Source organism: Halomonas sp. XH26 (assembly GCF_024138895.1).
Taxonomy (GTDB): domain Bacteria; phylum Pseudomonadota; class Gammaproteobacteria; order Pseudomonadales; family Halomonadaceae; genus Vreelandella; species Vreelandella alkaliphila.
Genome location: NZ_CP071889.1, coordinates 341,251 through 365,276, shown reverse-complemented (window position 1 = coordinate 365,276; position 24,026 = coordinate 341,251). Strand labels below are relative to the sequence as shown.

Genomic DNA, 24,026 nt, shown 5'->3' with positions numbered 1-24,026 from the left:
ACAGCGAAGCCCCCTCACCCTGCTAGCAGGTTCGGAGGCCATCCAAACAGTCATGTTCAGCAGCCAACAGAGTGCATATCGAAACGCCCCCTGTTGTACTAAAACACTACTCTAAACCTAATACATCCTGCATATCGTAACGGCCATGCGCTTTATCAGCGACCCAGCGAGCAGCGCGAACCGCGCCTTTAGCAAAGGTCATACGACTGGAGGCTTTATGGGTAATTTCGATACGCTCGCCTTCAGTGGCAAACATCACTGTGTGCTCGCCAACAATGTCGCCAGCGCGCACGGTGGCAAAACCGATCTCTTTGTCGGTGCGCGGACCACACTGGCCTACCCGTTCATAGACCCCGTGCTCTTTTAACGTGCGGCCGATGCTCTCCGCGACCACTTCTCCCATCTTAATCGCCGTGCCAGAAGGCGCATCCACTTTATGACGATGGTGCGCTTCAATGACTTCAATATCGTAGCCTTCATCACCGAGAGCTTTTGCAGCAGTCTCAAGCAACTTGAGAGTCAAGTTAACGCCGACACTCATATTAGGCGCGAACACCATGGCCACTTTATCGCGGTAGCTATCCAGCTCGGCCAGTTCGTCATCGCTCATGCCGGTGGTGCCAATCACAATGCGTTTGTCATGCTCGGCGCAGAATGCCAAATTTGCCAAGGTTACTTGCGGCGCAGTGAAATCGATTAGAACATCGAAGTCGTCCACAATCGCATCGAGAGAATCGACGGCCACCACACCGCGTTTGCCAACGCCTGCCAGCTCACCAATGTCCGCACCCGCTAAAGAACTACCTGGCTCAACGATACCGCCTGCAAGTGAGGCATCTGCCTGCTGTTCTACCGCATTTACTAACGTGCGGCCCATACGGCCAGCGACGCCTACAATGGCAATTCGGGTCATGAGAACTCCTGCGCGTGCGCCGTTCGGCACCCAGCTTGGTATAAGAAAAACAAGGATAAAAAAGTGGCCGAAATTATAACAGACCCCTGCCAATGATGCGGTGCTTGCTTAGGGCAGCGCGCACGCTGCCTCGAACGAATTAATTCTCCCAAACAATTTCCAGCGGCTCGTCTTTTGCCATGCGCATGAGATGACTTTCCACCACCCCTTCCAACTGATCCAGATGCTCTTCTTCCAAGGTTTCAAGGGACACAATCAAGCGATCCGCCTCGGCATGCATCAGGCAGGTGCCATTGGCAAATGTGATTTTGGCTTCCTGCTCATTATGCTCAATCTCAAGCTTATGTGCCCAGTGCTTGCACAAGCGGTTTATCAAGCGCTCACCAGAAGGCGTTACGATTTCGGCACGGGATAAAGGCATCGTATTTTCTCCACAAAGATAGTGAGTTAGATCTTACTAGCGTAATCCTCACAGTAGAAATCGCAAAGTAAGAAATGAGAATCCCTTGCAACAGCATGTTTCTGTTCAGGGAAACGCTTATCGTCGAAGAAGCCGTTTAATCCGGCGGCCTTCCAGTGTGGCCAGCCCGACCCCGCTAAGTAGCAACGGCAGTGCCAGCAAAAAGCCGCTAGAAACCGGCAGGCCAAACAGCAGCCAATCTGCTAACACAGGCCACACCAACGCAATGTATTCAAAAGGCGCTAGGCGTGACGCTTCGGCGTAACGCAGCGCCAGCGTCATCGCAATATGGGCCGTGCCGCCAAACAAGCCAGAAAGCACTAACAACCACACCACATCACCGTTTAGTGGTGCCCAGCCCAAGGGCAGCGTTGCCAACCCCGCTAGCGCAGAGACCAGAATAAAGTAAAAGGCAATGGAACCGGCTGTTTCGGTACGTGAAATGCGCCGTACAGTTAGCAGCGCTCCAGCAGTTAACAGCGCGCTCAGCGCCCCTAGCGCATAGCCAGCCAGTTGCCCTTGCTCGCGACTGGCCTCAAGCCCTGGCAGCACCAGCACCGCCACCCCAGCCAACGCCAACGCAATAGCGCCCGCCCGATAAAGCGAGAAACGCTCCCCCAGCAGCAAGACACCACCCAACGCCATAAACACGGGCGTCAGCTGGGCTAACAACGTAGTTTCCGCGACAGGTAACAAGGCCACCGCCGCGAACGACGCGAACATTGCCGCCGCCCCAAGCCCCGAGCGCAACGCATGCCCCAGTGGACGACGCGTCGCCAATCCCTGAGGAAACTCGCGACGAAGCATCAAAAAAACAACAATCGGCAACAGCGCAAATAACGAGCGGAAAAACACCGACTGCCCTACCGGCACCTCGTCACTCACCGCTTTAATACACACCAACATACCGGTAAACAGCACGCCGGAAAGCACCCGCAGCCCAATGCCCAACCCAGAGCGAGACTCTTCATCCGCTAGCATTTGCCCTCGTCCTTATGTGCAAATAAGTTATGTGCAAATAACCCACGCTTTAAAAGGGTATCGGTTAGCGATTAAACGATAAGCCCATCAGACCCGCTATTTTACACTATGCAACACAATGAGTTAGCGATAAGCAATCAACAAAAACGCCCCGAAACTTGAAAGTATCGGGGCGCTGATGTGCTGTGAAGTGAATCGCCGTTACGGCTTCATCTCTTCAAAAAACTTCTTCACGCTGTCGAAGAAACCTGTTTTCTTCGGCGAGTGGCTGTGGCTATTGCTGCCGTCAAAACTCTCTTGCAACTGACGAAGCAGGTCTTTCTGCTCGTCATTGAGATTGACCGGCGTTTCCAGCACCACTTTGCAAAGCAAGTCGCCAGGGGCGCCGCCGCGTACCGGCTTCACGCCTTTACCGCGCAACCTGAAGAGTTTACCGGTTTGAGTTTCCGGTGGAATCTTCAGCTTCACACGGCCATCCAGCGTGGGTACTTCTAGCTCCCCACCTAATGCAGCGTCAACAAAGTTGATCGGCACGTCACACTGCAGGTGTTTGCCATCGCGCTGGAAGATGTGGTGTGGCTTGATCGACACCTGAACATACAGGTCTCCGGGCGGGCCACCGTTAATACCACTTTCACCTTCGCCATTCAGACGAATGCGATCACCAGTATCCACTCCCGGCGGAATCTTCACCGATAGCGTGCGCGTTTCCCGCACGCGGCCTTCACCGTTACATTTGTGGCACGGCACTTTGATGTGCTGGCCACTGCCATGACAGGTCGGGCAGGTTTGCTGAACCGCGAAGAAACCTTGCTGCATACGCACTTGGCCGTGGCCATGGCACGTGGGGCAGGTTTCTTTGCTAGAACCAGGCTCAGCACCTTCACCATCGCAGCGGTCACATTCGATATGGCGTGGCACGCGGATATCAACGGTTGTGCCGGAAACGGCGTTTTCCAGATCCAGCTCTAAGTTGTAGCGTAGATCACTGCCACGTGCGGGGGCGTTAGGGCCACGACGACGGCCACCACCGCCACCAAAGATATCGCCAAACACATCGCCGAAGATGTCGCTGAAGTCGCCAGCGCCACCACCACCGAACCCGCCACCGCCAAAGCCGCCGCCCTGGCCGTCAACACCAGCGTGACCAAATTGGTCATACGCCGCGCGCTTCTCGCCATCGCTTAAGACTTCGTACGCTTCTGACACCTCACGGAATTTTTCCGCTGCAGTGTTATCGTCCGGGTTTCGATCAGGGTGGAATTTTTGCGCCAAGCGGCGATAGGCCTTTTTGATCTCTTTCTGATCAGCCCCTTTTTCGACACCCAGGACTTCGTAATAATCGCGTTTGGACATGGGTCCTACGCCTCCTGGTTAGCTACGCACTTAATTAGGCGTCTACTTCGGAAACAGCAACGCGGGAGTTGTCTCCCGCGCCACCGCATTCCTTAGCAGATAGAGGTGATTTACTGTTTCTTTTTGTCGTCGTTGACTTCTTCGTACTCAGCGTCAACCACGTCATCCTCTGGCTTGGTGCTGGCATTTTCAGCACTTTCACCGTCCGCCTGCTGAGCAGCTTCTGCCTGCTCGGCGTACATTTTCTGCGCCAATTGGCCAGACACTTCGGTCAGCGCGTCCAGCTTCTGCTGGATGTTGTCCTGATCGTCAGTCTTCACTGCTTCTTCCAGCTCGCTGATCGCGGTCTCGATGGCTTGTTTCTCGTCATCGGTCGCTTTATCGCCGGCTTCCTGCACGGTTTTGCGAGTGGCGTGAATCATGCCATCTGCTTGGTTACGCAGTTGCACTAGCGCTTCGAACTTTTTGTCTTCGTCCGCGTGAGCTTCTGCATCGCGTACCATTTGCTCGATCTCTTCATCCGTGAGACCGCTGGACGCTTTAATGACGATAGACTGCTCTTTATTGGTCGCCTTATCTTTGGCCGACACGTTTAGAATGCCGTTGGCATCCAGGTCGAAGGCCACTTCAATCTGCGGCACACCACGCGGCGCTGGCGGAATATCGGCAAGATCAAAACGACCCAGCGACTTATTCTGCGAGACTTGCTTACGCTCACCCTGAACGACGTGAATCGTCACTGCCGTTTGGTTGTCATCCGCCGTGGAGAAGGTTTGTGTCTTCTTCGTGGGGATGGTGGTGTTTTTGTCGATCAGCGGCGTCATTACGCCACCCAGGGTTTCAATACCCAGGGTCAACGGCGTCACGTCCAGCAGCAGTACATCTTTTACGTCGCCGCCAAGAACACCGCCCTGAATCGCCGCACCAACAGCAACCGCTTCATCTGGGTTGACGTCTTTACGCGCTTCTTTACCGAAGAAATCAGCGGCTTTCTTCTGCACCATCGGCATACGCGTCTGGCCACCGACCAGAATCACTTCGTCGATTTCAGATGCAGACAAACCAGCATCTTTCAGCGCCATTTTGCACGGGTCGAGCGAGCGCTGTACCAGATCTTCAACCAGCGACTCCAGCTTGGCACGCGTCACCTTCACGTTAAGGTGTTTCGGGCCAGTGTTGTCAGCGGTGATGTACGGCAGGTTAACGTCTGTCTGCTGGGCACTGGAAAGCTCAATTTTAGCCTTCTCAGCCGCTTCTTTCAGACGCTGCATAGCGAGGTTGTCGCCAGACAGATCCATACCGCTGTCCGCTTTGAACTGGTCAACTAAGTAGTTGATCAACGCCAAGTCGAAGTCTTCGCCGCCCAGGAAGGTGTCGCCATTGGTGGCCAACACTTCAAACTGGGTTTCGCCGTCAACATCGGCCACTTCGATAATAGAGATATCGAAAGTACCGCCACCCAGGTCATATACCGCGATGGTTTTATCACCACGGGATTTGTCCATACCGTAGGCCAATGCAGCAGCGGTCGGCTCGTTAATGATGCGTTTAACATCAAGACCGGCGATACGGCCCGCATCTTTCGTGGCCTGACGCTGGCTGTCGTTAAAGTACGCCGGTACGGTAATGACCGCTTCAGTTACCGCTTCACCGAGGTAGTCTTCGGCGGTTTTCTTCATTTTCTTCAGCACTTCCGCACTTACCTGCGGCGGCGCCATTTTTTTGCCTTTTACTTCAACCCAGGCATCACCGTTATCGGCTTCGGCGATTTTGTAAGGCACCATTTTGATGTCTTTTTGTACGACATCATCTTTGAAGCGACGGCCAATAAGGCGCTTAATCGCGTAAAGAGTGTTCTCAGGGTTGGTGACGGCCTGACGTTTTGCCGCCTGGCCTACCAGCGTCTCACCATCGTCGGTGTAAGCAATAATGGAAGGCGTAGTGCGGCCGCCTTCGGCATTTTCAATGACTTTAGCGCTGTCACCATCGAGCACTGCCACACAAGAGTTGGTGGTGCCCAGATCGATACCAATAATGCGTCCCATAGCAAAAACCTCGAATTCGGTTGTTACAAAACTGATGTTTGAAAGCTGATGTCAAAAAATCTGCTTTTTGAAATTTAAAGCGTTTGCGGGTTTTCCCGCGGGTTGCCCTTTATTTGGGGGCCGCTTGCAGCATTTCAAGGGGCTTTTTTTTGCTTTGCGTCAGCCAATGCTTAATTGGCTTTTTGGCTAACTACCACCATCGCGGGGCGAACTAGGCGGCCGTTAAGCAAATAACCCTTCTGCATCACGTCCATGACGGTATTGGGTTCAAGCTCGGGATTCGGCACCATCGCCATCGCTTCGTGAACCTGCGGGTCGAAGGGCTCACCCTGGGGTTCAACGCTTTCCACGCCAAATTTATTCAATACGCCTAACTGCATTTTGAGGGTCATGGAAACGCCCTCACGATGTACGTCAGAGGCTCCGTCTTCCATGCTCTCTAGGGCTTTTTCCAGACTATCAACAACGGGCAATAGCTCCTTAACAAATTTTTCTAAAGCAAACTTGCGCGCTTTTTCAGCTTCTTGCTCAGCTCGGCGACGCACGTTTTGAGCTTCAGCAGCGGCACGTAGCGCTTGGTCTTTAGCTTCCGCCAAGCTCTGCTCAAGCTCTTCCACCTGAGCGGCTAGCATATCGGCTTCTGGGTTTCCCACGCCGCCCTCTAACGCAGCGTCTTCCTCGATCAAGCCTTCCAGCTCACCCTCGACCAGGCGCTCTTCAGCCGCTTGCTCGGTGACTTCCGCTTCTTGCTCTTGGCGGGCCAACTCATCTTCTAATGGGGTTTGCGGTTCTTTTGCCATGCCTAGCTCCTGAAAAGTATGCAGCGGTGGCATTAACGGCCACCTCGGTTAAGTAACGAGTATTAACCACGTATGGACGCTATATGGGGGCCATAAAAGCCATCTCAAGAGGGGCATTGAAGTGAGTTATAGACTACTGTATAAAACAACAATTATTGGATAAGTATCCAGCTTCTGTGCCGCACCGCCTCAGGAGGCCTTATGCTCACGCAGCTAGCAATCCAAGATTACGCTATTGTTGACCGCCTTGAACTCGACCTAACCCGTGGTATGACGGCGATTACCGGGGAAACTGGGGCAGGCAAATCGATTTTACTCGGGGCACTTGGCCTATGTTTGGGTGAGCGTGCCGACGCTGGCAGCGTGCGCCATGGGCGTGAGCGCACCGACCTTTCCGCTCGTTTTGATATTCAACATCTACCCGCTGCCACAGAGTGGTTGACTGCTCGCGAGCTGCCTGCTGAAGAGTGCTTGCTGCGCCGTGTGGTTACAGCCAGCGGTCGCTCCAAAGCGTGGATCAATGGCCACCCTGCCACCATCGCCGACCTAAAATCGCTGGGCGAGCAGCTGATTCAAATCCATGGACAGCATGCTCATCAGGCACTTATGCGTGAAGAAACCCATCTCGCCCTGCTAGATGATTATGCCGGGCTACGTGAGCGTAGCCAGCAGTTGGCTGAAACCTTCCGCGAGTGGCGCAGCGCCCGGCGGCGATTAAAAAAACTCAGCGAAGAAGGCAGTGAAGTTGAGGCAAAGCGGCAGTTGCTGCGCTACCAAGTAGAAGAGTTAGATCAACTGGGACTGGCAGAGGGTGAGCTGCAAACGTTAGAAGAAGAGCAGCATACTCTCGCCCATGCGGAAGAGACGCTGCGTGAAACCCAGTTTGCCGCCGATTGCTGCGCGAGCGATGAAGGTGGCGCTCTGTCGCTGTTAAATCAAGCCTATGCCCATTTAAGCGCGCTACCCGGCAGTGACAAAGGCACACTGGCCAATACCTTGGCCATGCTTAGCGATGCGCGCATTCAAGTAGAGGAGGCTTCAAGCGAGCTAAATCGTCTTGCCAGTACTACCGAACTAGACCCGGAACGCCTAGCCTGGGTAGAAGAACGGCTTGGCGATGTCCACCGTATTGCCCGCAAGCATCACGTTGCCCCGGAAGAGATTTGCGCGCTGCATGCCCGGCTCAGCCAGGAAGTCGAACTGCTAGAAGCCAGCGACGACGACCTGGAGTCGTTAAGCAACCAAGTGTCTGAATACCGCGAGCGCTATCGCAGCGATGCCAAACAACTAAGCGAGGCGCGACAAAAAGCCGCCGTTCGCTTGGGCAAAGAAGTACAACAACAGCTAGGGTTCTTGGCCATGGGTAAAGCACGTTTTGACGTGGACGTTACCCCGCGTGAAACGCCTACGCCAGAAGGCCTGGACCACGTCCAATTCCTGATTAGCGCGAACCCAGGCCAGCCTGCTAGGCCGCTAACCAAAGTGGCTTCGGGCGGTGAATTATCGCGCATCAGCCTTGCTATTCAAGTGGTGGCCGCCTCCCACTCCACTATTCCCAGCCTGGTCTTCGATGAAGTGGACGTGGGTATCTCGGGAGCGACGGCCGAAATTGTCGGTCAACTGCTACGCAAGCTCGGCGAAAACGGTCAAGTAATGACCGTCACCCACCTGCCTCAGGTCGCCGCTCAGGCGCATCAGCATCTGCATATTGAAAAACGTGCCAAACGAGATAGCACGCTGACCCATATGGCCCTGCTAGACGAGCGTGGTCGGATTAGCGAGCTCGCCCGCATGCTGGGCGGTGTAACGCTATCTGACCAAACACTCGCCCACGCCCGCGAAATGCTGCACGCTAGCCAACGGCCACCGCACTAAACGCTTTTTTCAATCGATAACGCGCTAGCAAACGCCACACACTATAAAAAAACGCCCCTAGGGCGCGAATGAGTCATCACTCGCACCCTAGAGGCATTTTATTTAGCGCGACTATTTTTTATTTGTGGGGCCGCTGTCCTGTCGGGTTACGTCCGACCCACGGGGGCGTACGTAAAGCACCAGGGCATGGTCCACAAGTTCATAGCCGTGCTCTTCGGCGATCTCTTGCTGACGTCGCTCGATGATTTCATCGACAAACTCAATGATTTCACCACTTTCTAAACACACCATATGGTCGTGGTGGTCTTCTTGAGTCATCTCGAACACCGCGTGGCCACCATCAAAATTATGACGGATCACCAAGCCTGCTGATTCAAACTGAGTCAGCACGCGGTACACGGTAGCCAAGCCAACATCCTCGCCCGCATCAATCAGTGTTTTGTACACTTCTTCTGCGCTAAGGTGGTGTTGACCCGAAGCATTTTCGAGAATCTGCAGGATCTTGACGCGCGGCAGGGTCACTTTCAGCCCGGCTTTGCGCAGTTCATGGTTCTGATCGGCCATGGTTGCTCTTCGCAGTAACAGGTTAGGTCGGGTATGATCGACCGAAACCACGATAGTGAAGAATAGGCTCAAATGCAAAAATTGACTCGTATCATTACTCTTTCCGTTGCCCTAACCGTTGTTAGCGGCTGCAGCTACGTTGGCGTTTACAAGCGCGACATCCCTCAGGGCAACTTGGTGACCGAAGAAATGGTCAGCCAATTACAGCCAGGAATGACCCGAGAGCAAGTCACTTATGTGATGGGTCGCCCGTTGCTGGAAGCCCCATTTGACACGCGAGAATGGGATTACGTTTACCGTCTTGATAAAGCGTACGCGGGTGTTGAGCAGCGGCGTGTAACCCTTACGTTCGATAACATGGGGCGTCTGGTGAACGTTGAACAGCAAGGTGATTTCTCTAGCGATCTGCCGGTCAGCACGGATACCGGCGCAGGCCCTGCAACAGAAACAGCAGATCCAATCACCGGCATCAACGCACCTAGCCAACGAGTACCTACGTCAGAAAATGCCACAGCGCCATAGCCAGTGATGTCTTCCGAATAAGTTACTCGCCTCTGGCTTGACGCTTTGCCCGCTCTAGGCGAGCAGCTTTGGGGTCTATCTCCAATGGGCGGTAGACCTCAACACGATCTCCTGGGCGCAGCGCTTCTTTTTCAGGCTGGCGCAGCGCTTTGCCAAAAATTCCCAGCGGTGCCTGTTCAAAGGTGTCGCTGGGAATCTCGGGAAACAGGCTGGGTAGATCTGCCATCACTACCGCTTGGCGTGCGGTTGTGCCTTGGCGCACCTTTAAGGCCACTAGACGCTGTTTGTGCGGCAAGGCAAAGGCAACCTCTACCGAGAACGTATCAACGGCCATAGCGCTCGTCAGCACGCTTCGTGAAGGCATCGACAAGCTGCCCCGCAATTTGCTGAAATAATTTTCCAAACGCCATGCTAAGCAAGCGATTGGCAAATACAAATTCCATTTCCAAGCTGACTTTGCAGGCGTTTTCCCCCATCGGGATAAATAACCAACGCCCTTTAAGCTGCTTGAACGGCCCTTTTACTAACGACAGCTCAATCCGCTCGGGGGCATATAAATCATTTCGAGTAGTGATTGTTTGCTCCACACCCGCACGTCCAAGGGTCATCTCGCCAATTAAATGCGCCTCGTCATGCTCTAGCAGGCGCGCACGGCGACACCCCGGCAGGAACTCGGGATAGCGTTCGAAGTCATTAACCAGATCGAACATTTGTTGGGGGGTGTGCCGCACCAAGGCGGTACGATTAACGGTTGGCATTGACCTCTCCGCTGACTTCACAGTGCCCAAAGCGTATCATGGGAAACATTTTTGTAGACCTTGAATGGTATCACGCCTCCCCACATAACGAAGGGGGTGCTACTGACAGATCAACGATGAGGTTCCATGGCCACTAAGAAAGGTAACAGTAAGGGCCCTAGCAGCAGCGTTATTGCCCAAAACAAGAAGGCTCGGTTTGAGTACCATATCAACGAAACCTTAGAAGCAGGTTTGGTACTCGCGGGCTGGGAAGTTAAAAGCCTTCGCGCTGGTAAAGCACAGCTTACCGACACCTATATTTTGGTTCGTAACGGCGAGGCTTTTTTACTAGGCAGCCATATCATGCCGCTTAACACAGCAAGCACCCACGAAATTGCTGACCCGACGCGCACGCGTAAGTTGCTTCTGCACCGTAAGGAAATTGCCAAAATTTTCTCGGTAACTCAGGACAAAGGCCACACTTGCGTGCCGCTCAAGCTCTATTGGAAACGCAACAAGGTGAAGTGTGAGCTGGCATTGGTGACCGGCAAACAGCTGCATGACAAGCGCGCCACCGAGAAAGATCGCGACTGGAGCCGTCAGAAAGGTCGGATAATGCGGGAACATAACAAGGCATAACTGGTCAATTCGCTGTGAGCACGTTAGAATGCTCATCTGTAATCAGGGGGCGACATGGTTTCGACGCTGGTGACAACCCTTGCGGTGCATGCCGAGAGCGTGATGTATCTCGTAAATCCCACATCACGAAAAATAGTCGCAAATGACGAAAACTACGCTCAAGGCGCGCTAGCAGCTTAAACACTGTTAGCTTCTTGTCTGGCCCAAAGGTGATGTGCCTATTCATCACTGATGGGATACGAGCTAAAGCTGATAGGACCGCGGTTGGTGGTGTCTTCTCATCAATCGTTAAACTTAGAAGGCTCGCGTGGCTGAATCCTGATCGTCGGAGTCAGTTGCGTTAAAGCAAATGACGAAATCTAAGCATGTAGAGCCAATAGGCGCGTGCTGGCGGACGCGGGTTCAATTCCCGCCGCCTCCACCACCTGACTATACAAATCAAGCACCTACGGGTGCTTTTTTTGTGCCTGTGGTCTGAAAAGGGCCTGTTTAGGCATAGTGTGGTCAACATTTTGGTCAGTTTTTCTTAAACGCCTCATCCCCTCGAAGCTAACCACGTGTAGCGACAGAATTCAGCACAATTGCATTATTGATACAATATAACATATCATTTTATGTGTTTAATTCTAACGTTTAAGGGAAGACACCTGTGCCACGCTCTTTATTTCTGCTTACACCGCTTGCCACTGCTCTGCTTATTAGCTCCTCTGCCTATGCAGATGATCACCATCATGGGCACGACCACGGCCATGATCATTCTGGTCATGCTCATGAGTACGACACTTATGAACATAACGACGATGGACATAGTAACGATGAGCATAGCGAGGCTGAAAACAGCATTAACGTTTCCTTAGTTGTGGAAGGCATCTACCACAATCGTTTTTCAGGAGATGCAAACTCACCTGCAGGCTTTAGCCATGAGCACGAAGGCAGTCACGATCATGAGGGAGGACACGACCACAGCGGCCATAGCCATGATCTCGACAATGGATTTAACCTGGGACACTCTGAAGTTGCCATCGAAGGGCAAACCGCCCACCTTGAGGGCAAGGCCGTTGTTTCGCTAACGGAAGACGATATCACGCTGGAAGAGGCTTTTATTGCGACGCGTACGCTGCCTAACGGGCTGCGCTTACAAGCCGGTAAGTTTCTTTCTGATATAGGCTACATTAACGGCCGACACCCTCACGCTTGGGATTTTGTTGAGCGCCCACTGGTCAATGAGTATTTGTTTGGAGAGCACGGTCTGCTCGATACAGGCCTACAGCTAACCTGGTCCCCCAACAGCACCTTGACGCTGGGTAGCGAGCTGTTTCAAGGCGAGGGAGAAGGCTTCAGCCGCTTTGATGAAGGGGGCTATGAGGATCGCGCTAGTGGCCCTCGCGTGGGCACAATTTTCGCTAAATACCGCCCAGATCTCGGTGCGAATAAGCAGCTAACGCTGGGAACGTCTGCGGGCATGAACCGTCAGTATGTGCGTGTCGATGACCATGGTCACCATGCCCATACTGCTGAAGGCGACAACTGGTTCGCAGGCTTAGATGCGCGGTTTAACTACGATGCGGAGCAGCCCGGTTACCAGGGCAACTGGCAATTAGGTGCGGAATACTTCTATAGCGAACGCGACCTGCAAGAGCATGTGCAACACCATGATCACTTTCATGCACACGACCACTACACTGAGCAACAAGATGGTGCTTACATCGACGCTATTTACGGTATTGCGCCTCGCTGGGAAGTCGGCCTACGGGCAGAAGCATTAGGGTTAACCAACAAAGTGATGGGAACCCACCCTACCGCGATCGTCTCAGAAGACACGTCCTGGCGGCACAGCGCGCAGCTCACTTGGCATGTACGCGATAACATGTTCGTGCGCACCCAACTGACCCGCGAAGACTTTGCAGGGCATGATGAGCAGTGGGTGGGAATGGTGCAGTTCAACGCAGCGTTTGGCAGTCATGCAGGACATAACCACTAAGTGCGCTAAATCATAGATAAAAAGCCCGTCTCATATTCAAGAGACGGGCCCTACCCTTAGCCTGCACACCGCGCAGCCGGCAATCAACCACCAGCCAATGTAAAGCGTGATGCACTGAAAGGGCTAATATCCAACTGGCTATCACGCCCTTGTAGCATGTCAGCTACCAGACGCCCCGTCGTGGCACCGAGCGTTAGCCCTAATTGGCCATGACCAAAAGCCATCGCCACGTTTTCAAGCAATGGCGATTTATCAATCACAGGCTTGGTGTCTGGCAAGAAAGGGCGCCAGCCAGCGCCAAACTCCATACCAGCTGTATTCAAAGATGGCAGTATCGTCTTGGCTTTTTCAAGAATGATCTCCGCACGCTTGAAGTTCGGTTCAGCATGGTTGCCAGCAAACTCAATCGTGCCGCCGATCTGTAGCCCTCGCTCCATAGGAATCAGGCCAAAGCCGCCATCAGCATAAAAAGTGGCGTGGGTTAAGTCGACACCAGGGTTGGGTAGCAATACCTGATAGCCGCCGACCTTAATCAACGGCACCTTAATGCCTAATGCTTCAAAAAACGCCGAACTGCCGTTGCCTGCGGCGACCACCACCTGCTCGACCGGCAGCCTCTCACCGCTAGCCAGGGTCACACCAACGGCACGCCCTCCCTGGCTCTCAATACGCGACACACTATCCTGTACAAGTTTGCCGCCCTGCTCTACAAAACTGTGAGCAAGCTCGGTTAGGAAGGTTTCGGTATCGCACACCGTACGCCAATCTGACAACAACAAGCCGTGAGAAAAGCGTCCCGCTAACGCCGGCTCCATAGCGGCAATCTGTTCGGCATTTAGCGTTTCGGAAACAAACCCTAGCGCGCGGCGTAGCTCTACATAAGTTTGCTCATGGGCCAGCCCAGCCGCATCGTCAAACAGTTCAAGGGTTGGGTGGTGGCCAATCAGATCGTCACGGCGGCACTTCGCTAATAAGGGTTCATAATCCTGAAAGGCGCAGCGCGTTAAGGACGCTAACTCATGGGCAATAGTGTCGATGCGCGAACGCCGCGCATGGGTCATAAAGCGCAGCATCCAAGGCAGCAGTCCTGGTAATGCTGATGGCCGCAGTGCCAGCGGCCCTTTTTGATCCAGCAGCCATCCAGGCACTTTTTTGATAATACCAGGCTTGGACTGGGGAATAATTTCGCTAACCGCAATCTGCCCGCAGCTCCACTTAGCGGTACTATCGCCGGACATAGCGGGCTCTACGAGCGTTACGTCGAGCCCCTCTTTTTGCAGAGATAACGCACAGCAAATACCAACGATTCCACCACCAATGACCACGGTTGGATGCGTTGTAGTCATTATTATCCTCCTGGTTTTATTCGGGCGTGCTTGCAAGCAAACCCAAGTCGCAGCGATTCGGTTGTCGGCAAAAAACGCCTAGCTCAAAAGACAAACACCCCGCCTTTCGCAAGCCGGGGTGCTGTCTTATCGGTAAAACACGTAACGACTAGTGACGATCAACTCGAGCTAGGAGCCGGATTCGGGCTAGTAACGGCTGCGTCAGCAGCAGCTCCCAATGCTTCGGTAGAGGCAATCGCTTCCCCCTGCTTGTCCCACAGTGCGCGCTCTTCATCGGTCGCTTTGGGCGAGAACAAGCCCATCTGCGCGTAAAGAATACCGATTAAGGGCGATAACCAGCAGGCAAAGGCCAGTGGTATATACAGCAGGTTCTCAACGTTACCTTCGCCAATACCAAGTCCTAATACGCTAATGACAAAGGCACCACCTGCGTTCCATGGAATGAGCGGCGACATCAATGTTCCACCTTCCTCAACACCACGCGATAGGTTCAGGGTTGAGTAACCCAGTCCACGATAGGTAGGCGCGTACATACGCCCCGGTAGCGCAACGGATAGGTAGGGATCGCCTGCCACTAGGTTAGTTGCAAAGGAGGTAGCAATTGCCGAGGTTTGAACGCCTTTGAACGAGCGCACCTTGGACATAATGGACTTGATGATGGTCTCCAGGCAGCCCGTTTTCTCCAACGCACCACCAAAGGCCAGGGCAATCAGTATCAACGAGATGGTCCACATCATCGACTGAATACCGCCACGGTTTAACAGGCTGTCCATGGCTTCCACGCCCGTTTCAATGGAGTAACCATAGTTAGCGTAAGTAACGATATCGTGCAGACCTACCCCCTGAACCGCCATGGCAGTTACTGCACCCGCCATTACACCAGCAAACAGGGAGGGAATCGGCGGCATTTTCTTGACGGCTAGACCAATAACCAGCACCGCTGGCAACAGCAGCCAGATAGAAATAGTAAAGTGCTCGTCTAGTGACGCAGTGATGGCATTAATGCGCTCAAAAGATGCCGCTTGATCATCAATCATGGTGAAGCCCACCACCAGATAGATGGCTAACGCGATCAGCATGGCCGGAATCGTCGTTGGCATCATGTTTTTGATATGCGAGAACACATCGTTGCCAGTAACCGCCGCCGCCAGGTTGGTGGTGTCGGACAGCGGTGAGACTTTGTCGCCAAAAAAGGCGCCGGAAACAACCGCACCAGCGGTCCAGTAAATCGGAATTTCAAACCCAGCGCCGATACCAACAAGCGCTAAACCTACCGTACCAACGGTTCCCCAGGAGGTCCCCAAAGAAACGGACACCACCGCACAGATCAGCATCGCCGCGGCAAGGAAGAAAGCCGGAGACAACAGAAGAAGGCCGTAATAGATCAGACTGGGCACGGTACCGCTGGCAATCCAGACGCCAATAATCATGCCCACTAAGATCAACACCGAAACCGAAGGCAAAGACACGTTGATAACGTGAAACGCCCCATCTTCAATCCGCTTCCAGCGGAAGCCAAGCTTGATTCCCACTAGCGAGGTTATTGCCAAGCCGATAGCCAGCGGGATATGCGGTGTGAAATCACCAAAATAGAAAATTTGTACCCCGATGGCGATTAGTGTCAGCACAACGGGCACAAGGGCAAGCCCGAGACTGGGTTTTTGACGAACCCTTTTTGGTTTATCTTCCATCTTATAGACCTCGTTATTATTGAGTTTTTAACAGGTTTATCAGCAACGATGTTTTTTGTTCAGCAGGATAATTTTTAGATTTATCATCTAAGGCGTTAGCAATAGACATGTTTTCTAGAGGTATACTGCCTTTTCATCTATACCAGCTAATTAATCACAATGCGTCATCGCACTTTCAACACTTCAACGACATTGCGATCACATCACTGTTACAAAAGAATACGAGGGTAACGATGACTTAACGTGTCCATTCCTCGGCTTTTCGTGCTGCTTCCAGGGGAAATACGCATGATCCAGCAAATAATACTGCTGAACTAAGTACGTTAAGAAACTATTCAAATTTATCTATAAAATCTTCTAAAACAGAAAAATAAACTAAAAAACGCCAGCTTTATAAGCAAGAAGCTGGCGTTAAATTTCAATCAAACAACAAATAACTCCAACAAAAGGCGAATCAAATTGAAGCGATAGCGCGACCCATTTGTTAGTTAAACAAGTACTCCAGCAGCCTATGGTAAAGAGGGATCCCAAGCATCACGTTGAGAGGAAAAGTAATGCCGAGTGACGCTAGCATAGCAAGCCCAATGTTCGCTTGAGGGATAGCTGCGCGCATTGCAGCCGGCGCCGCTATATAGGAGGCACTAGCAGCCAATGCGGCAAGAATCACCACAGAGCCCACTGGCAAACCAACTAGCGTACCTACCAGAATCCCCAGCAATGACAGCAGCAATGGTGTGACCAGTGCAAAGGTCACTAAGCGCCAATGATGCCACGGCATTGGGCGCAGTGTTTGCGCGGCGGTTAACCCCATTTCTAGCAGGAACAACGCCAGCACGCCTTTGAAAGCTCCAGTAAACAGTGCGGTGACTTCCTCTCCTTGAAATGGCCCGTATAGCGTGCCGATCACGACCCCACCCGCTAACAGGATAACGCCTCGATTGGTTAAAGTTTCATGCCATAACTTGCTGGTGCTCTCTTTAACAGCGGCTCCTTGATAGCGTCTAAACAGGGCAATCGCCACCATAATCGCGGGTAGCTCCATAGCGACCAAATAGAGCGTTACTTCACTCCCCACCGCTAACTGACGTGCTTCTACATACGCCAGAGCGACCGCAAACGTACCCGCACTGACCGAGCCATAATGAGCAGCAATGCTAGCGCTGTCGGCGGCGGAAAGGCGCACCCAGCGGCGCAACACTGGCATCAGCATCAGCGGTATAAACGCTGAAAGCAGCGCTACGCCGGTAAGTTCTGGCACCAACCCCCAATGAATATTGCCATGCAGTGCCATTCCTCCCTTTAAGCCAATGGTGAGCATTAATAACAGGCTTAGGGTGTCGTAAGTAGCTTTAGGTACCTGAAGATCCGACTTCACCGCTCCGGCGACTAGCCCCAATAAAAAAAACATCACCACAATATCTGGCATCACCACTGCTCCCTAGGGTCAAAAGAGACTGCATTTTGCGAGCGATGACACTAGATAACTAATAATATATTGAAAGAAAGTCATAGATAATTATCTATGGAGCTATCATCACCCTATCACGACTCATTAATAAGCAGTGGTGATAGTTAATAGGCAGTGATGATAGTTAAACTAAGGACTTGAAAGAGTAGCTAGGCGCGATGCCGGAAAGACCCCGCCCTGAGCAATCAGGGCGGGATGGTAAGAGCCTAACGTAACGTTAAAGGCCAATAGCAGATGAGGTGGATCGGCGAGGATCGGCACCACCAAAGAACATCCCATCTTTGATCATGATTGACTGAGCAGCGCCCATGGCTGACTGCTGACTGACCGTGTGGCCACGCTCTTCAAGCAAGTTAAGTGTATCTGGACTAAAGCCTGCCTCAACGCGAATCTCATCAGGCACCCACTGGTGGTGCATGCGCGGTGCGCTAACCGCTGATTGTATATTCATATCATGATCAATAACGTTCATTAACACCTGTAGCGTTGTGGTGATAATACGTGAACCGCCGGGACTGCCAGTAACCAGAAAGTTTTTGCCGTCTTGTTTGACGATAGTGGGCGTCATAGACGAAAGCATTCGTTTGCCTGGCTCGACCTTATTGGCTTCGCCGCCAATCAATCCATAGGCGTTGGGCACGCCGGGCTTGGCTGAGAAATCATCCATTTCGTTGTTGAGCAAGAAGCCCGCGCCATCCACCACGATTCCAGAACCATAGCTGAAGTTGATGGTGTACGTGTTTGAAACTGCCAGACCACCATCATCTACAATGGAAAAGTGAGTGGTTTCATTAGATTCGTAGTCGTTCGGATTGCCAGGCGCAATGTCTGCACTAGGGGTAGCTTGATCGCCAATCTGGCTACGCAGTTCGGCTGCATACTCCTTTGAGGTGATGCCGGCTAGAGGCACATCGACAAAGTCAGTATCGCCCAGGAACTCCGAGCGGTCAGCGTAAGCACGTTTCATGGCTTCGGCCATTAGGTGCATGCTTTCAGCAGAGCCAAAACCGAGTTCACCGATGGGGTATTCTTCGAGAATGTTCAGCATTTGCACAATATGAGCACCACCGGAAGAAGGAGGGCTCATGGCGTAAATATCGTAGCCGCGATAAGTACCATGGCTGGGCTCACGGATGATGGGGGTGTAACTAGCCATGTCTTCCATGGTGATCAGCCCATCGTGACGCTCCATCTCGGCAACGATCAGCTCTGCCGTTTCTCCTTCATAAAACTCGCGAGCCCCTTGTTCAGCAATGCGCCTGAGTGTCGCAGCTAGATCAGGTTGCTTGAAAATATCGCCGACCTCGTAGGCGCTACCGTCCTCCTTGAAGAACTTGGCCATGCTCGCATCCCAGGGCTCAAAGCGTTCTCTGGTCTCTTGTAGCCCTTGAACAAAGCGTGGAGGCACCGCGAAGCCATCTTCAGCAAGACGAATGGCGGGCTCCAACGCTTCAGCAAGACTTAGCGTGCCATACTCTTCCAGGGCCAGAGCTAGCCCCGCAACGGTGCCAGGAACACCCGCGGCCAAGTGAGTAAAGCGGGAACGCTCGGTCACTGCATCGCCATTTTCATCTTGGAACATAGCTTCAAAAGCAGCCGAAGGGGCCATCTCGCGATAGTCGATGGCAATGACTTCGTCGCTTGTTTCATCCGAGATCAGCATAAAACCGCCACCACCGATATTGCCGGAACGTGGCTGGGTCACCGCTAGCGCAAATCCAGCTACTACGGCTGCATCAACGGCGTTGCCTCCTTCAGCAAGAACATCACGGGCAACCTCTGAGGCAAGAAAGTGGCTGGTAGCGACCATGCCATGGCTACTCTCTTGAGGATGAAAGCGCTCACCTTCCAAGATCGCTTGCTGAGAGAATGCCTGTGGAGAGACTAACAACCCGCCGATACATAAACTGGCCGTCAGCGTTTTAAGCGGACGCGAAGTTAAAAAGGGGATCAACATAGGTGAAATTCCTTATAGTTATTAGCTTACAAACACCGAGATTATCAAGGAACACTTTGCTGTCAAGCGGTGTTCTGGATCTTGAGGAGCAGCCCAACATGCATCACTTTAGTGAAACGTAGTTTAAACTCACATGCCCACACCTACCCGTCAACGGCAAGAGATAAGTCTAGCTTCTCGATGATGGCTTGCCAGGTATTCAGAGACGCCCCAGGAGTTGCGGTTGCCATGAACATTCGCCATCTGACCTTTAGGTTGCTCCAGGTATACGTAACCGTCGTTAGATGTGGCTCCATCAGCGAAGCCGCAAGACAGCTTCACCTTACCCAGCCAACCGTGTCACAGCAGTTGAAACGCCTCAGAGAAGCGGTAGGCAGCCCGTTGTTAGAACAGCATGCCCAGCGACTGACGATGACCGCCACAGGGCAAGCGCTTTATCAGGCAAGTCGGGATGTTTTGGGGCGCTTTGACGACTTTGCGGACCAGCTCAGTGATTTACAGTATGGCAGTAAGGGGCGATTTAGCATTGCCCTCGTGAACACTGCTCAGTACGTCTTACCACGCCTCTTAGGGCCTTTTAGTCAGGCGTTCCCTGATGTCGATGTCACCGTTCATATCGGTAATCGTCGACAGGTATTGGCGCGCTTTGAGCGCCAGGAAGACGATCTTTATGTCTTTAGCCATCCGCCCGCGCTTGCTCACGCGGTCGCGTCACGCTTTATGCGCAACCCCTTAGTTGCCATTGCCGCCGCCGACCACTCTCTGGCTCAACAGAAAGCCGTGACGATGGAGCAGCTACTAAGTGAGCGCTTACTGCTACGCGAGCCTGGCTCTGCCACACGCATGCTATTAGACAGCTGGCTGCAAGAGCACGGACTGACCATGCAAAAAACATTACAGATGGCCAGTAACGAGGCCATACGAGTAAGCGTGGCAGCCAATATGGGCGTTGCAGTGTTATCTGAACACGTTTTGCCTAATGAGCATCCTGACCTAGTAGTATTACCCGTTCAGGGGTTACCTATTGAAAGTCACTGGCAATTTATAGTGCGTAATGATCAGCGCCTTCCACAGTCAGCCCAGCGCTTTCTTCACTACGTTCACGAACACCTGACACAGTGGATTGAACCGCGCTTTGTATGCAATGAACTAGACACCCTACTGAACGCCTACCCGACGTTTCCCTTGCGTGGATAGAGCTTCGATTCATTGACTTGCAGACGCAGCGATTCCCGCTAATGTGTGAAGCCTACGCTTGGAATAACGCCTAAGTGAGCACACTAAGAGATTAGATAGCATGCTGTATGGGATAAGTTTAGCCGTCGGTATCGTACTATTAACACTGGGGGGCGAAGCTCTCATCCGTGGCGCTGTCGCCGGGGCCAAACGAATGGGAGTCTCTCCACTGTTAACGGGCCTCGTTGTCGTTGGTTTTGGCACATCTTCCCCCGAACTGGTTGTTTCCATTGATGCCGCCATTCGCCAGCAACCAGATATTGCCGTCGGCAATATCGTGGGCAGTAACATAGGCAACATACTGCTGATTCTTGGTCTTTGCGCAGCCATTTGCCCCATGTCAGTACAGCCGCTGGCGCTAAGACGAGACGGTGTGGTGGTGGTCGGCGCTAGTCTGCTATTTATTGCTCTGGCCTGGAGTGGCGCGCTCGGCCGTTGGGATGCGGTCATATTATTAGCCGCGTTGACGGCTTATCTCATTTGGGCATATCGCACTGAACGCGCTCAACCACTTCCCGCAGCCGAAATGCATAGCGCAGAAGCAGACGAACTCACTGCAATTCCAAGCTCAACAACCATGATAGTTATGGCGCTTATTGTGGGGCTCGCGATGTTGATAGGTGGCTCGCAGCTGTTACTTTATGGTGCCATTGGCTTAGCTCAAGCCATGGGTATTTCCGAAGCAGTTATTGGCTTAACGATTGTTGCGGTAGGTACCTCGTTACCCGAAATGGCGGTATCGGTGATTGCGGCTCTTCGCCGCCACGCTGATGTGGCTGTCGGAAATATTTTGGGCAGCAACATTTTCAACCTTCTAGGCATCTTAGGTATATCAGCTTTTCTACAGCCCCTGCCTATTGCCGAGCGAGTAAGTCAGTTTGACCAATGGGTGATGCTCGGAGCAGCAGGCGTATTGCTACTGTTTCTTTACACAGGCATGCGGTTATCTCGCTGGGAAGGCGCCGCGCTACTGGGCGGCTATGTAGCCTACCTTACGCTAAGTTTTACAATCGTCTGAGGAACTAGCTGTGCAAATTGCCACCCTCGGCCCTAGCGGCAACAATCATGAATTAATTGCTCTGCGCTATTTAGCGAAGCATGGTCAGCCATCCACGAATCTTCATCTTTTCGAACAGTTTGAAGAGGCGTTTGAAGCGCTGGTTGAGGGGCGAGTAAGCCACCTACTCCAGTGCACCGCTCACTTTTCCCACAGCGATTGCGTGGGCCGCTATATGCACCGCGCCTATCCGGTTGATGTCTTTATTGCCGGCAGCAAGCCTTTAGCGTTAGTTGCCCAGCGTAGTATTGCCTCCCCTCATCATGTAGCTATTCAGCCAGCTACCCGCCACTACACGGATTTAAGCAGCTTTGGCGATATTATCGAAGCACCCACGACGGTTGCCGTGGCAGAAGGCTTGCTAGCGGGTACCTTTGAGGCCGGGATTTGCGCTGAAGAGGTCGTAAAACAAGCGCCTGAGCAACTTAAGCTGGTGCAGTCGCTGGGGCCTGCACTAGATACCTGGGTGGTGTATGCCACCACCCAATTACCGGCCACGTCGCCGTTGTTTTTAAACCATGCGCCATTAAACGAGAAAGATAACAGCCGCGCCCGCCACCACTAGTATTACGCGAAGCCAAATGGCTTTACGGGCAATGACACCAAACGAAATAGCCGTTAAACCAGCGGCTATTTTTAAACCATCGAGCAAAGCGCCCGCTGGATTAAAAGCAAGCTGAATAACGTCAGGGTTCGCGACCATCGCCAAGGGAATGATGTACAGCCCTATCCCAAGAGCCATAGCCTTAAGCGCTACTTTGAGCCAGTTTTCACCTACCATTCCAGCCGCGATAAACACTCCTCCACAGACAGGCGGCGTAATCGTCGAGAGCAGCGCGTACCAAAACACAAACAGGTGCGCCAACAACGGCTCTAATCCGAGTGATATAAGCGCTGGCCCCGCCACCGACACACAAATCACATAGGCTGCTGTTGTCGGCACCTCCATGCCCAAAATCAGGCAGGCCAGTGCGGTTAACAACAGCGCAGGCCATAGCAGGTCATTTGAGAGCGATAAGATACCCGACGTGATCTTTACGCCAAGGCCTGTTAACGAGAGCACACCAATCACCAGTGAGGCACACAAAATAATCGCGCCAATGGTGGCAATTTGCCGCCCTGCGGTAACCACCGCATCCGCTAAGCGATTTGCAAACCCAGTGATTGAGAAACGCAGCGTAACATCGACCAGCAGCAGCGCTACGCCGGCAAATATCGCAATACTAGCGGCATATTGAGGCGTGTACCCGCCGTTAAAAATACGCTCTAACAGCAGTACAAACGGCACCGCAAAAAAGAGTGATGTGATGAGCACTTCTTTGGCGGCTGGCTGCTCGCTGGCATCAATCGGCTGCAAGTCATGACGCGTTGCGTAGGCATTAATTCCCATCCATACCGTCAGAAAATAGAGCACGGCCGGTAGCGTTGCTGCTGCCATGATTTGTGTGTAGGGCGTGCCGGTTAGCTCTACCATGACAAAGGCTCCCGCCCCCATCAGCGGTGGCATTATTTGCCCGCCTGAAGACGCCACCGCTTCTACCGCGCCCGCAAACGAACGCGGGTAGCGCAAACGTACCATAGAGGGAATCGTAATCGCCCCAGTAGAGGCAACGTTCGCTGAGGCTGAACCTGAAATGGAACCCATCAGCGCCGACGAAATCACCGACACTTTAGCCGCACCACCGGTTAAGCGCCCAGCAACGGCACTCGCTAAATTCATGAAACCTTGGCCAGCTTCGCCAGCATTAAGCACCGCACCAAAGATCACAAAGATAGCCACGACACCCACGCTAACTCCCGTCAGCGAGCCCCAAAGCCCTCCTTCTGCAATCGTCAATGAGCCCACCATGCTTTGCAGCGGCAAACCAGGGTGACCAAACGCCCCCGGCACATACTGCCCGAAAGCCCCATAAAGCAGTGCCACTAGCGCAACCAACGGCAGCGGCCAACCAATCGCACGTCTTGCGGCCTCCAGGGCCAGCACAATTAAGAAAAGGCCAATCGCCATCTGCAGATGGGTATCAATAAAGCCATACTGATTCGCAAGCGTGGCTTCGTTAAGCGCGATGTAGGCGCAAGCTGCTATCCCCAATAGCGTCAGCCCCCAGCCACTAATGCGCTGAAAGGGGGTTTTAGCCATATAAATCAACACCCAAGGCAGCAGTAGCGCCATATGCAACGGCCTGCTCACCAGGGCGGGCGTTAAACCGTAAAAAATAAGTCCTAAATGAAACCCAACGCTAATGACACCTAACGCGATCCAACCAGGGGGCGCCACCGCATTAGGTGTGGCGTTATCAACCGTCTGAGACGAAAAAAGAGCATGCATGCCGAGTTGCCTATCCCTATAAAACAACGCAACGGCCTACAGACCGTTGCGTATTATCAGTGCCAAAAA

Annotated in this window: 21 protein-coding genes and 1 other RNA gene; 8 read left to right on the top strand and 14 right to left on the bottom strand. The window is 52.9% G+C overall.

Annotated elements, in window-relative coordinates; genetic code table 11:
* Positions 1 to 106 precede the first annotated feature (106 nt).
* From dapB to grpE, 6 genes are all read right to left on the bottom strand, one after another.
* Positions 107 to 913 (bottom strand): 4-hydroxy-tetrahydrodipicolinate reductase, encoded by an 807-nt coding sequence (dapB, locus tag J4377_RS01735; protein WP_038480681.1) that lies wholly within the window; start codon positions 911 to 913, stop codon positions 107 to 109.
* 139 nt (positions 914 to 1,052) lie between these two features.
* Positions 1,053 to 1,334, bottom strand: coding sequence for a DUF2218 domain-containing protein (locus J4377_RS01730; protein WP_038480678.1), 282 nt, complete (start codon positions 1,332 to 1,334; stop codon positions 1,053 to 1,055).
* 117 nt (positions 1,335 to 1,451) lie between these two features.
* On the bottom strand, positions 1,452 to 2,354 hold the full coding sequence (locus tag J4377_RS01725) for a DMT family transporter (protein ID WP_198349517.1): 903 nt from the start codon (positions 2,352 to 2,354) through the stop codon (positions 1,452 to 1,454).
* Between the two features lie 201 nt (positions 2,355 to 2,555).
* The gene (dnaJ, locus tag J4377_RS01720; RefSeq protein WP_009723758.1) at positions 2,556 to 3,710 is read right to left on the bottom strand and encodes a molecular chaperone DnaJ; all 1,155 of its coding nucleotides are present in this window, start codon (positions 3,708 to 3,710) and stop codon (positions 2,556 to 2,558) included.
* 110 nt (positions 3,711 to 3,820) lie between these two features.
* Positions 3,821 to 5,755, bottom strand: a complete 1,935-nt coding sequence (dnaK, locus tag J4377_RS01715; protein WP_038480671.1) for a molecular chaperone DnaK — start codon at positions 5,753 to 5,755, stop codon at positions 3,821 to 3,823.
* 170 nt (positions 5,756 to 5,925) lie between these two features.
* A complete protein-coding gene (gene grpE / locus J4377_RS01710; RefSeq protein ID WP_038480668.1) occupies positions 5,926 to 6,555 on the bottom strand; it encodes a nucleotide exchange factor GrpE in 630 nt (209 codons plus the stop codon).
* A 201-nt stretch (positions 6,556 to 6,756) separates the two neighbouring features.
* On the opposite strand from grpE, the gene recN reads away from it, so the two are divergent.
* Positions 6,757 to 8,430 (top strand): DNA repair protein RecN, encoded by a 1,674-nt coding sequence (gene recN, locus J4377_RS01705; RefSeq protein ID WP_038480665.1) that lies wholly within the window; start codon positions 6,757 to 6,759, stop codon positions 8,428 to 8,430.
* A 111-nt stretch (positions 8,431 to 8,541) separates the two neighbouring features.
* On the opposite strand, the gene fur is transcribed toward recN, so the two are convergent.
* The gene (gene fur, locus J4377_RS01700) at positions 8,542 to 8,994 is read right to left on the bottom strand and encodes a ferric iron uptake transcriptional regulator (RefSeq protein WP_009723762.1); all 453 of its coding nucleotides are present in this window, start codon (positions 8,992 to 8,994) and stop codon (positions 8,542 to 8,544) included.
* A 72-nt stretch (positions 8,995 to 9,066) separates the two neighbouring features.
* On the opposite strand from fur, the gene J4377_RS01695 reads away from it, so the two are divergent.
* The gene (locus tag J4377_RS01695; RefSeq protein ID WP_038480662.1) at positions 9,067 to 9,516 is read left to right on the top strand and encodes an outer membrane protein assembly factor BamE; all 450 of its coding nucleotides are present in this window, start codon (positions 9,067 to 9,069) and stop codon (positions 9,514 to 9,516) included.
* 22 nt (positions 9,517 to 9,538) lie between these two features.
* Here J4377_RS01695 and J4377_RS01690 read toward each other — a convergent pair whose 3' ends face one another.
* Both J4377_RS01690 and J4377_RS01685 read right to left on the bottom strand, forming a co-directional pair.
* The gene (locus tag J4377_RS01690; RefSeq protein ID WP_038480658.1) at positions 9,539 to 9,850 is read right to left on the bottom strand and encodes an RnfH family protein; all 312 of its coding nucleotides are present in this window, start codon (positions 9,848 to 9,850) and stop codon (positions 9,539 to 9,541) included.
* Complete coding sequence (locus J4377_RS01685; protein WP_038480655.1) at positions 9,840 to 10,274, bottom strand: type II toxin-antitoxin system RatA family toxin; 435 nt, start codon at positions 10,272 to 10,274, stop codon at positions 9,840 to 9,842. The genes J4377_RS01690 and J4377_RS01685 overlap by 11 nt, the downstream gene beginning before the upstream one ends.
* Positions 10,275 to 10,400: 126 nt before the next feature.
* On the opposite strand from J4377_RS01685, the gene smpB reads away from it, so the two are divergent.
* The 3 genes from smpB (at position 10,401) to J4377_RS01670 (ending at position 12,873) form a co-directional block, all read left to right on the top strand.
* On the top strand, positions 10,401 to 10,892 hold the full coding sequence (smpB, locus tag J4377_RS01680) for an SsrA-binding protein SmpB (RefSeq protein ID WP_009723766.1): 492 nt from the start codon (positions 10,401 to 10,403) through the stop codon (positions 10,890 to 10,892).
* A 45-nt stretch (positions 10,893 to 10,937) separates the two neighbouring features.
* Positions 10,938 to 11,316, top strand: a transfer-messenger RNA (tmRNA) gene (gene ssrA / locus J4377_RS01675).
* 225 nt (positions 11,317 to 11,541) lie between these two features.
* Entirely contained in the window at positions 11,542 to 12,873 is a 1,332-nt protein-coding gene (locus J4377_RS01670) for a TonB-dependent receptor (RefSeq protein ID WP_198349518.1), read from the top strand.
* Positions 12,874 to 12,956: 83 nt separating this feature from the next.
* On the opposite strand, the gene J4377_RS01665 is transcribed toward J4377_RS01670, so the two are convergent.
* The 4 genes from J4377_RS01665 to ggt form a co-directional block, all read right to left on the bottom strand.
* Positions 12,957 to 14,219 (bottom strand): FAD-binding oxidoreductase, encoded by a 1,263-nt coding sequence (locus J4377_RS01665; protein ID WP_038480649.1) that lies wholly within the window; start codon positions 14,217 to 14,219, stop codon positions 12,957 to 12,959.
* 158 nt (positions 14,220 to 14,377) lie between these two features.
* Positions 14,378 to 15,910 carry a Na+/H+ antiporter NhaC gene (gene nhaC, locus J4377_RS01660; protein WP_038480646.1) on the bottom strand — a complete coding sequence of 511 codons (1,533 nt, stop codon included), beginning with the start codon at positions 15,908 to 15,910 and terminating at the stop codon, positions 14,378 to 14,380.
* A gap of 484 nt (positions 15,911 to 16,394) precedes the next feature.
* Positions 16,395 to 17,336 carry a sodium-dependent bicarbonate transport family permease gene (locus J4377_RS01655; protein ID WP_038480643.1) on the bottom strand — a complete coding sequence of 314 codons (942 nt, stop codon included), beginning with the start codon at positions 17,334 to 17,336 and terminating at the stop codon, positions 16,395 to 16,397.
* Between the two features lie 259 nt (positions 17,337 to 17,595).
* Positions 17,596 to 19,335 (bottom strand): gamma-glutamyltransferase, encoded by a 1,740-nt coding sequence (gene ggt / locus J4377_RS01650; protein WP_051626409.1) that lies wholly within the window; start codon positions 19,333 to 19,335, stop codon positions 17,596 to 17,598.
* Positions 19,336 to 19,563: 228 nt separating this feature from the next.
* Between ggt and J4377_RS01645 the strand changes: the two genes are divergently transcribed.
* The 3 genes from J4377_RS01645 to J4377_RS01635 all read left to right on the top strand — a co-directional run bounded on the left by J4377_RS01645 (position 19,564) and on the right by J4377_RS01635 (position 22,193).
* Positions 19,564 to 20,532, top strand: coding sequence for a LysR family transcriptional regulator (locus J4377_RS01645; protein ID WP_095604427.1), 969 nt, complete (start codon positions 19,564 to 19,566; stop codon positions 20,530 to 20,532).
* 100 nt (positions 20,533 to 20,632) lie between these two features.
* On the top strand, positions 20,633 to 21,589 hold the full coding sequence (locus J4377_RS01640; RefSeq protein ID WP_038480638.1) for a calcium/sodium antiporter: 957 nt from the start codon (positions 20,633 to 20,635) through the stop codon (positions 21,587 to 21,589).
* A 10-nt stretch (positions 21,590 to 21,599) separates the two neighbouring features.
* Entirely contained in the window at positions 21,600 to 22,193 is a 594-nt protein-coding gene (locus J4377_RS01635) for a hypothetical protein (RefSeq protein WP_198349521.1), read from the top strand.
* On the opposite strand, the gene J4377_RS01630 is transcribed toward J4377_RS01635, so the two are convergent.
* Positions 22,155 to 23,957 (bottom strand): TRAP transporter fused permease subunit, encoded by a 1,803-nt coding sequence (locus tag J4377_RS01630; protein WP_253486441.1) that lies wholly within the window; start codon positions 23,955 to 23,957, stop codon positions 22,155 to 22,157. The two genes, J4377_RS01635 and J4377_RS01630, sit on opposite strands and share 39 nt — an antisense overlap.
* Between the last annotated feature and the right edge of the window lie 69 nt (positions 23,958 to 24,026).

Excerpts from the sequence above, each read along its gene's own strand:
- J4377_RS01645 (WP_095604427.1), top strand. The coding sequence starts at position 19,564 with ATGAACATTCGCCATCTGACCTTTAGGTTGCTCCAGGTATACGTAACC.
- fur (WP_009723762.1), bottom strand. The coding sequence starts at position 8,994 with ATGGCCGATCAGAACCATGAACTGCGCAAAGCCGGGCTGAAAGTGACC.
- J4377_RS01695 (WP_038480662.1), top strand. The coding sequence starts at position 9,067 with ATGCAAAAATTGACTCGTATCATTACTCTTTCCGTTGCCCTAACCGTT.
- J4377_RS01640 (WP_038480638.1), top strand. The coding sequence starts at position 20,633 with ATGCTGTATGGGATAAGTTTAGCCGTCGGTATCGTACTATTAACACTG.
- dapB (WP_038480681.1), bottom strand. The coding sequence starts at position 913 with ATGACCCGAATTGCCATTGTAGGCGTCGCTGGCCGTATGGGCCGCACG.
- J4377_RS01665 (WP_038480649.1), bottom strand. The coding sequence starts at position 14,219 with ATGACTACAACGCATCCAACCGTGGTCATTGGTGGTGGAATCGTTGGT.
- J4377_RS01655 (WP_038480643.1), bottom strand. The coding sequence starts at position 17,336 with ATGCCAGATATTGTGGTGATGTTTTTTTTATTGGGGCTAGTCGCCGGA.
- J4377_RS01685 (WP_038480655.1), bottom strand. The coding sequence starts at position 10,274 with ATGCCAACCGTTAATCGTACCGCCTTGGTGCGGCACACCCCCCAACAA.
- ggt (WP_051626409.1), bottom strand. The coding sequence starts at position 19,335 with ATGTTGATCCCCTTTTTAACTTCGCGTCCGCTTAAAACGCTGACGGCC.
- nhaC (WP_038480646.1), bottom strand. The coding sequence starts at position 15,910 with ATGGAAGATAAACCAAAAAGGGTTCGTCAAAAACCCAGTCTCGGGCTT.
- grpE (WP_038480668.1), bottom strand. The coding sequence starts at position 6,555 with ATGGCAAAAGAACCGCAAACCCCATTAGAAGATGAGTTGGCCCGCCAA.
- dnaJ (WP_009723758.1), bottom strand. The coding sequence starts at position 3,710 with ATGTCCAAACGCGATTATTACGAAGTCCTGGGTGTCGAAAAAGGGGCT.
- J4377_RS01730 (WP_038480678.1), bottom strand. The coding sequence starts at position 1,334 with ATGCCTTTATCCCGTGCCGAAATCGTAACGCCTTCTGGTGAGCGCTTG.
- J4377_RS01630 (WP_253486441.1), bottom strand. The coding sequence starts at position 23,957 with ATGCATGCTCTTTTTTCGTCTCAGACGGTTGATAACGCCACACCTAAT.
- recN (WP_038480665.1), top strand. The coding sequence starts at position 6,757 with ATGCTCACGCAGCTAGCAATCCAAGATTACGCTATTGTTGACCGCCTT.
- smpB (WP_009723766.1), top strand. The coding sequence starts at position 10,401 with ATGGCCACTAAGAAAGGTAACAGTAAGGGCCCTAGCAGCAGCGTTATT.
- dnaK (WP_038480671.1), bottom strand. The coding sequence starts at position 5,755 with ATGGGACGCATTATTGGTATCGATCTGGGCACCACCAACTCTTGTGTG.
- J4377_RS01725 (WP_198349517.1), bottom strand. The coding sequence starts at position 2,354 with ATGCTAGCGGATGAAGAGTCTCGCTCTGGGTTGGGCATTGGGCTGCGG.
- J4377_RS01690 (WP_038480658.1), bottom strand. The coding sequence starts at position 9,850 with ATGGCCGTTGATACGTTCTCGGTAGAGGTTGCCTTTGCCTTGCCGCAC.